Annotated in this window: 5 protein-coding genes and 1 pseudogene; 3 read left to right on the forward strand and 3 right to left on the reverse strand. The window is 62.3% G+C overall.

Features of this window, described 5'->3' with window-relative positions:
* Window positions 1-664 (reverse strand): annotated as a pseudogene (locus tag MKL09_RS06810) (hypothetical protein); the annotation flags it as partial.
* Between the two features lie 664 nt (window positions 665-1,328).
* Here MKL09_RS06810 and MKL09_RS06815 point away from each other — a divergent pair.
* The 3 genes from MKL09_RS06815 to MKL09_RS06825 all read left to right on the forward strand — a co-directional run bounded on the left by MKL09_RS06815 (window position 1,329) and on the right by MKL09_RS06825 (window position 3,969).
* The gene (locus MKL09_RS06815; RefSeq protein ID WP_244019094.1) at window positions 1,329-2,015 is read left to right on the forward strand and encodes a GntR family transcriptional regulator; all 687 of its coding nucleotides are present in this window, start codon (window positions 1,329-1,331) and stop codon (window positions 2,013-2,015) included.
* 91 nt (window positions 2,016-2,106) lie between these two features.
* A complete protein-coding gene (locus MKL09_RS06820) occupies window positions 2,107-3,453 on the forward strand; it encodes a dicarboxylate/amino acid:cation symporter (protein WP_244019096.1) in 1,347 nt (448 codons plus the stop codon).
* 99 nt (window positions 3,454-3,552) lie between these two features.
* Entirely contained in the window at window positions 3,553-3,969 is a 417-nt protein-coding gene (locus tag MKL09_RS06825; protein ID WP_244019098.1) for a DUF3830 family protein, read from the forward strand.
* 49 nt (window positions 3,970-4,018) lie between these two features.
* Here MKL09_RS06825 and uraD read toward each other — a convergent pair whose 3' ends face one another.
* Entirely contained in the window at window positions 4,019-4,537 is a 519-nt protein-coding gene (gene uraD / locus MKL09_RS06830) for a 2-oxo-4-hydroxy-4-carboxy-5-ureidoimidazoline decarboxylase (RefSeq protein ID WP_244019099.1), read from the reverse strand.
* A 6-nt stretch (window positions 4,538-4,543) separates the two neighbouring features.
* Complete coding sequence (uraH, locus tag MKL09_RS06835) at window positions 4,544-4,897, reverse strand: hydroxyisourate hydrolase (protein ID WP_244019101.1); 354 nt, start codon at window positions 4,895-4,897, stop codon at window positions 4,544-4,546.
* Between the last annotated feature and the right edge of the window lie 40 nt (window positions 4,898-4,937).

Below are 4,937 nucleotides of genomic sequence, written 5' to 3' on the forward strand. Positions count from 1 at the left end.
TCGCCCAGAGCTTCGGTCCGATGCCGTAGATTTCGCAGAGGGGACTGAGAACGGCCTCCCGCATGCGCGGACCACGCTCGGGTGCCCCAGAGCCGGGATCGGCCTCGGCGAGCCGTTTATCGATCCAGCCGACGAAGTCGCCGTCGCAGACATCGCGAATGAAGAGGGCGAGGCTGTAGGCGGCTTGGTTCAGCGATCCTTTTCTCAGCCTCGGGAGGGGTAAGGTGCAGGCGTCGATGTGAGCCGGTTCGGCGCAGGTCCGGTCGACTCTGCGATACCCGCATGCCTCAAAATGCCAGTAGCTCGTAAGGCGCGTGCACCTCTGAGGTACCGACAAGGCCGCCTGGATTTCGGCGTTTGCCACCCCGCCATGCTGCTCGGCGTAGCGCGATGCGATCTGATCGGAGATGCCCTGGAGCGGCACGAGGCTCATCATCCAGTCGAAGATCGGAGCGCTGTCGTAAGTCGCGACCGCTTGCGAAACGCCGTTTGCTGTTTGATGGTCCTCTAGGTGGTTTAGAAACGTGGCCGGAGCGAGGGCAAGCGCAGGTTTAACCACGCGATAAAGATGATCCCATGGATCTGCGCTAGATTGATTTGCATCGCTATAAATTAGCTTCATGCTGGCAACTTTATCAATTGCCGCAATAAGCCTGTCAAACAACTTCTAATTTATAGTCATTTTTGCCGGCGCAATGGCCGATCGGAAACTTGAATCAAATTCTGGCAGGCGATCACCGCGAAAGTTTTTGATGGCAGGCGGTGCGGTGCCGAATGACCGGTTATGGCCGAAAGCTGCCCGTCCGGTTTCTGGCAAGCCGTAGCTCGAAGCAGACATGCACGCCTGACCGCGCGTTTTTCCGGCGCTTGAAAACCCGGCAAATTTTTCCGGCAAAACGTGAGTCCGTCTGGTGGGGCACATGACGGTTGAGACTACTCGCCTGGAAAACGATCGGATTTCCGGCACGTAACGTGATAGGATGGCTGTCTTATTTGGGCATGATGGGCCGTAGCCCGTCCCGGATCGGCGGGTAGGCGTCCGTCGGCTTGATCGTGCTCAGCACCTTGTACACGTCCCACGATCCCTTCGACTGCGTCTGGTTCCTCACCCCAACGCCGTCATCCACGCAGTGATTGCCGTCGTCATCAGCCAGGCGGTCGTATGACTGCACCAAGCTCGGTCTTGAACCTTTCAGGATGCAGGACCGTCCTGGTGTCAGTTCCTAGACTTCTCAGGTGATCGTACGCCCTGATTTGCGGTAGGCCGCGCGATCCCACCGCGTTGGTACGCTGCTTGCGTTCCAATCTTGTATGGAAGTCTGATCCGCATGCAGGCACCTGACACTCCTGACTCTATTGATCGCGTCATCGTGGATGCCATCCTCGCAGGCCGCATCACGGCTGGAACTCGCCTCGGCGAGCAGAGCCTCGCCACCCTGTTCAGCGTCTCTCGGACCATGACCCGCGAGGCGCTGATCCGGCTGGAGGCGCGCGGCATCGTGCAGGTCAGCTCCCGCCGAGGCTGGTTCGTGATCAAACCTTCTTTCGAGGAGGCGCAGGAGGCATTCCAGGCCCGTCAGGCCATCGAGATGGGCATCCTCATGGCCGTCCAGCGACTGGGACCCGAAGTCGTCGACAAGCTGCGGGCCCACATCGTCCGCGAGCGGGCGGCCATAGCCTCCGACGATCTGGAGGCGCGCAGCTTCCTGCTCGGCGACTTCCACGTCTGCCTCGTCGAGGCCCTCGGCAACCGCGTACTTGCCGACATACTGCGCGACCTGACGGCGCGCACCGTCCTGATCTCGGCACTCTACCAGTCCGTCCACGACGCGACGGCGTCCTGCGACGAACACGAGGCGATCACCAATGCGCTCGCCGGCGGCGACTTGAAGCGGGCCGCCGACCTCATGGTTTCTCACATCGGCAACGTCGAGGCCGGGCTCACGCGAGCCAAGGACGACGATCCGCTGACCAACCTCCGCCAAGCCCTGAAACTTTCACCCCGACGAGAATGAGGGTGGGCTCGGCCGGGCCAAAACAAGAAAAGCCACCTCCGACTCGCGTGTTGCGTATCCCCCCGATTGGAATTCTTCAGGAGATCACGTGATGTCGGCTCATTCGATACCGCTTCCCGCGTCGGACAAGGCACGCGAGCCGCTCTACAAATCGCTGTTCTTCCAAGTCGTCGTCGGGCTGGTGCTTGGCATCGTGCTCGGGATGGCAGCGCCCGACTTCGCGATCGGCTTGAAATTCTTCAGCGACGGCTTCCTCAAGCTGATCTCGATGATCGTCGCGCCGATCGTGTTCTGCGTCGTAGTGCACGGCATCGCGGGGACCGGCGACCTCAAGAAGGTTGGCCGCGTCGGCGTCAAGGCGCTGGTCTACTTCGAGATCATGACCACGGTTGCCCTCGCGCTTGGCGTCATACTCGCCTACCTCGTCGGCCCCGGTCATGGGATGAACATCAATACCGCCACCCTCGACGGCAAAGCGCTCTCGACCTACGCGGACAACGCTCACAAGCTCCAAGGCGGCGGCTTCTCCAGCTTTATCCTCAACATCATCCCAACGACCTCATTCGATGCCCTGGCACGCAACGATGTGCTCCAAGTGCTGTTCTTCGCGATCCTCTTCGGCGTCGCACTGGCGCTGTACGGTGGCGAGCAGGGCAAGAAGGTCACCGACCTGATCGACGCGGTCTCGGGTGTGCTGTTCAAGGCGATGGGACTGATCGTGCGGGTCGCCCCGCTCGGCGTACTCGGTGCGGTGGCTTATACGGTTGGCAAGTACGGCGTCGGTTCGCTCACCCAGCTGCTATCCCTCGTCGGGCTGTTCTACTTTGCCGTCGCGTTCTTTGTTATCGTCATCCTCGGCTCGGTGCTGCGCCTCGTCGGGGTCAATATCTTCAAGTTCCTGGCTTACCTGCGCGAGGAGCTGACCATTGTGCTCGGCACCGCGTCGTCAGACGCCGTGCTCCCGCAGATCATGCGCAAACTCGAGTACATGGGCGTCAAACCGTCGGTCGTCGGGCTCGTCGTACCCACCGGCTACTCGTTCAACCTCGACGCCTTCTCGATCTACCTGACGCTTGCGGTGGTGTTTATCGCTCAGGCTACTGGCACGCCGCTGTCGTTCGGCGACCTGATGCTCGTGCTCGGCATCTCGCTCGTCACCTCGAAGGGTGCCCACGGTGTGCCGGGCTCGGCGATCGTCATCCTGGCCGCGACGCTGAATGCGGTGCCCTCGATCCCAGCGATCGGTCTCGTACTGGTGCTCTCGGTCGATTGGTTCATCGGCATGGCGCGCGCCGTCGGTAACCTAATCGGCAACTGCGTCGCGACCGTCGTTGTCGCCGCCTGGGAGGGCGATCTCGATCGGGCTCGGGCTCAGGCTGTACTCGACAACCCACCGTCGGACATTGCGGTCATCTCGACGGGCGAGCAGCCCGCCTGAGGTCGGCGTTTCGACCGCCCGCGATTATCCGTAGGGATCGCGGGCGGTCATGTCCCGAAGGGCGTGATCGGCTCGAGGTGAAGAGAGGGGTATGCATCAATGAGCGAGTTGCGAGTGACGGCGGGGCCGTTCGAGTTTGGTGCCCGGTTTGAAGAGGAGGCAGCACCGAAGACCTGCGCCGCCTTTCGAGTGCGCATGCCGTTCATGACCAAGGCGGTACATGTGCGGTGGAGTGGCGAGGGCGTGTGGATGCCGCTGGGCGACCTCGATTTTGGGGTCAGTTACGAAAACCACACCAGCTACCCAGCCCCAGGGCAGATTATCCTCTATCCCGGTGGCATCAGCGAGACCGAAATCCTGCTCGCCTACGGCGGCGTGCATTTCGCCTCGAAGATGGGCCAGCTCGCGGGCAACCACTTCATCACGTTGACCTCTGGCTTGGAGAACCTGCGTAAGCTCGGCGAGATGGCGCTGTGGCAGGGCGCTCAACCGATTGTCTTCGAGATACATGAATAATGAACAATTCGTCTGATCGGATGGGCGATATCGGCCACTATATAGCGGATCAGATACTTCCTTCGCTCAACAGCCGATCGAGCCGCATCCGCGTGATCGCGGCGATCTCATCGAGGACGGCAGACGCCTCCTCGTCCCGCGAGCACAGGAGGCGCGTCTCGAACAGCGCGAGGATCTCGCTTCGGTCCCGGCCACGCACGGCAACGATGAACGGGAAGCCGAATTTCTGCCGATAGGCTGGGTTCAACCGATCGAAGGCGTCCGCGTCCTGCTGCGGCATCCGGTCGAGCCCGGCGGCGCCCTGCTCGCTCACGGACTCGGCGGTCATGCTCTTCGCCCGCGCCTCAGGGCCGGCGAGTTCCGGATGACCGTTGAGGAAAGCCAGACGCCGATCTGGCGGGGCGGCGCGTACTGCAGCCATCATCGCCGCGTGCAAGTCCGAGACGCTGGCGAAGGGGCGGCCCAGCCAAGCGGCCTCCGCCACCCAAACGGCGTGCTCGAACACCCCACCGAGTAGGACGACGAAGGCGTCCCGCTCCAGGCCGTTGACGGCGGCGATGTCGGGCACGGGGCCTCAGCTGCCGCGGTAGGTGGTGAAGCTGCCCGGCGCGCACAGCATCGGTACGTGATAATGCTGCTTGGCGTCGAAGATCGCGAAGCGCACCACGGGGTCGTCGATGAAAATGTCGGCCTCGGCCGTGCCAGACCGAGCCTTCAGGTAGTCGATGACGTGGAACACCAGCTCGTACTGGCCAACCTTGGCCTCGTCGCCGGGCAGGATCGGCTTGTCGGTGCGCCCATCGGCGTTAGTGACGACGCTTCTTACCAGGCGCCACTTGCCGTCCTCCATCATCGAGAAGTCGATGCGCACCCCGCTGGCGGGACGGCCGCGGTCGGTGTCGAGGACGTGGGTCGAGATGCCGGCCATGATCTTCGGTGTCCTGAGCGAGGGATGGGGTCTATCCGTT

This window comes from Methylobacterium sp. J-048 (assembly GCF_022829515.1).
Taxonomy (GTDB): Bacteria; Pseudomonadota; Alphaproteobacteria; order Rhizobiales; family Beijerinckiaceae; genus Methylobacterium.